Source organism: Bradyrhizobium sp. P2_E8 (assembly GCF_056403875.1).
Window position 1 is genome coordinate 1 of record NZ_JBFUES010000880.1, and the last position, 3,144, is coordinate 3,144.

The 3,144-nt window shown below is 66.8% G+C and carries 2 protein-coding genes; both read left to right on the forward strand.

The genetic code is table 11. From position 1 onward, the window contains the following. On the forward strand, window positions 1–846 hold an 846-nt coding region (locus tag AC1D00_RS33600; protein WP_477013629.1), incomplete at its 5' end, for an NAD(P)H-quinone oxidoreductase. Window positions 847–985: 139 nt separating this feature from the next. Then, on the forward strand, window positions 986–3,144 hold a 2,159-nt coding region (locus AC1D00_RS33605), incomplete at its 3' end, for a diguanylate cyclase domain-containing protein (protein ID WP_477013630.1).

Genomic DNA, 3,144 nt, shown 5'->3' on the forward strand with positions numbered 1-3,144 from the left:
GCGCAGCGCTCCGGCGCCTATCCGCCGCCGCCCGGCGCGAGCGACCTGCCGGGCCTCGAGATCGCTGGTGAAGTCGTCGCCGTCGGCAGCAATGCCAAGCGGCACAAGATCGGCGACAAGGTGATGTCGCTGGTCGCCGGCGGGGGCTATGCGCAGTACTGCATCGCCCAGGACGCCCAGGCGATGAGCGTGCCGCCGGCGCTGTCGATCAAGGAAGCCGGCGCATTGCCGGAAACCCTGATGACGGTTTGGCACAACGTGTTCGAGCGCGGCGGCCTCAAGGCCGGCGAGACGCTGCTGATCCATGGCGGCTCCTCCGGCATCGGCACCATGGCGATCCAGCTTGCGAAAGCCTTTGGCGCGAAAGTGTTCGTCACCGTGGGATCGCAKGACAAGATCGATGCCTGCCTCAAGCTCGGGGCCGACCGCGCCATCAACTACAAGACCGAAGACTTCGTCGCCGTGGTGAAGGCGGAGACCAACAATGCCGGCGTCAACCTGATCCTCGACATGGTCGCCGGCGAGTATGTGGACCGCAACTACGACGCCGCCGCGGTCGACGGCCGCATCGTCCAGATCGCGACCCTCAACGGCCCCAAGGTCAGCGTCAACATCGCCAAGGTCATGGTCAAGCGCCTGACCCATACCGGCTCAACGCTGCGCCCCCGTAGTAATGCGGACAAGGCGGCGATGGTGGCCGCGATCGAGGCGAAAGTGATGCCGCTTCTGCGCGAAGGCCGGGTCAAACCGGTGATGGACAGCGCTTTCCCGCTGGAAAACGCGGCCGACGCCCACCGGCGCATGGAGACGAGCGCACATATTGGCAAAATTGTGTTGGAGGCATAGGCCTCTGACCCACAGGGCAAGGCGGAAACCCTTTGATTTTCCTCGCTTTCGTGGCATCTATCGCGACGCACCGAACCAATTCTGTCCGGTCTGAAATCGCCTTGCACACGAAGTTTGCGTCGAACGCGGAGAACTGACCTTGCGTCTGATCAGGTGCCTCGCGCCCATCGCGCTGGGCCTCATGATTGTTGTCGCCGCGCTCCCTGCGCGCGCGCTCGACGCCGTCAGCGTCCGCGGTGACGCGCCCGCGATCGACCTCACCGGCGTGCTCGAGCATCAGCGCAGCGATGCCGACCGCATCCAGGTCTCGACCGCGCCCGGCACCGACGGCATCGTCCGCCGCATCGAGGTGCGCGCCCGCGAGGGCGGCCAGAACTGGGTGGTGTTCGCGCTCGCCAACAACACCGACGACCAGCTCGACCGCCTGATCGTCGCCCCGCATTACCGCATCGTCTCGTCAGGCCTGCTGTGGCCCGACCTCGGGCTGTCGCGCATCGCGACCATCACGCCCTCGACCGGCGACCGGCCGGAGCGGCAGGAAAGCCCGACCGCCGACGTCTTCCGCGTCACGCTCGATCCCGGCGCCGTCATCACCTTCGTCGCCGAGCTGCGCACCGACAAGCTGCCGCAGCTCTATCTCTGGGAGCCCGAGTCCTACAAGGACAAGGTCAACTCGTTCACGCTCTACCAGGGCATCGTGATCGGCATTTCGGGGCTCCTGGCTCTCGTCCTCACCATTCTGTTCGTCGTCAAGGGCAGCATCATGTTCCCGGCGGCCGCGGCGCTGGCCTGGGCGGTGCTGGTCTATATCGGCGTCGATTTCGGCTTCTGGGGCAAGGTGCTCGACATGTCGAACAACGCCGAGCGCATCTGGCGCGCGGCGGGTGAAGCGATCCTGGCGGCGACGCTGCTGGTGTTCCTGTTCGCCTATCTCAACCTCAGTCGATGGCATGTGCGCTATTCGCACATCACGGTGGGCTGGCTCGCCTTCCTCGGCTCGCTGGTCGCACTCGCGCTGTTCGACCCGGCGGTGGCCTCCGGCATCGCGCGCATCTCGCTGGTGCTGATCGCCTTCGCAGGCTTCGCGCTGATCGTCTATCTCTCCACCCACGGCTTCGACCGCGCGGTGCTGCTCATCCCGACCTGGTTCCTCCTCGTGGTCTGGGTGGTCGCGGCCGGCATGACGGTGGCCGGCTCCGTCACCAACGACATCGTCGGCCCGGCGCTGCTGGGCGGCCTCGTGCTGATCGTGATGCTGATCGGCTTCACGGTGATGCAGCACGCCTTCGCCGGCGGCGGCGCCACCACCGGTGTCGTCTCCGACATCGAGCGGCGCGCACTGGCGCTCGCCGGTTCCGGCGATCTGATCTGGGACTGGGACGTTTCCGCCGACAAGGTCTTCACCAGCCCCGAGACCGAAGCCCTGCTCGGCCTCAAGCGCGGCACGCTGGAAGGCCCGGCGGCATCGTGGCTGGAAGTGCTGCATCCGCTCGACCAGGACCGTTTCCGCGCCGCGCTCGACAGCGTGCTCGACCAGCGCCGCGGCCGCCTGGTGCAGGATTTTCGCCTGCGCACGCCGGACGGTCACTTCATGTGGTTCGCGCTGAAGGCGCGGCCGGTGGTCGGCTCCGACGGCGAGGTCTCGCGCGTGGTCGGCACGCTCACCGACGTCACCGAGCTGCGCAACGCCGAGGAGCGCCTGCTGCACGATTCCGTGCATGACAACCTCACCGGCCTGCCCAACCGCAAGCTGTTCATGGACCGGCTGGGTGGGGTCGCGCATTTCGCCAAGACCATGCCGACGCTGCGGCCGACGCTGATGGTGATCGACCTCGACCGCTTCAAGCAGGTCAACGATTCCGTCGGCATCGCGGTCGGCGATTCCATCCTGCTGACGCTGGCCCGCCGCCTCACCCGCATCCTGAAGCCGCAGGACACGCTGGCGCGGCTCGCCGGCGACCAGTTCGGCCTGATCCTGCTCTCGGAGCAGGATCCCGCCCGGATCACCGCCTTCGCCGAGACCATCCGAAAGACCATCCGCGCGCCGATCGCCTTCAACGAGCGCGAGATCTTTCTCACGGCCTCGATCGGGCTCGCGCTTTCCGATCCTCAGACGCAGTTGACGGACGAGATCATCAAGGATGCCGAGCTGGCGATGTATCACTCCAAGCGCATCGGCGGCGACCGCATCGACGTCTACAAGCCGGCGATGCGCGCGCGCAAGACCGACCGCCTGACGCTAGAGAGCGAGCTGCGCCGCGCCATCGAGCGGCAGGAGCTCACCATCCTCTACCAGCC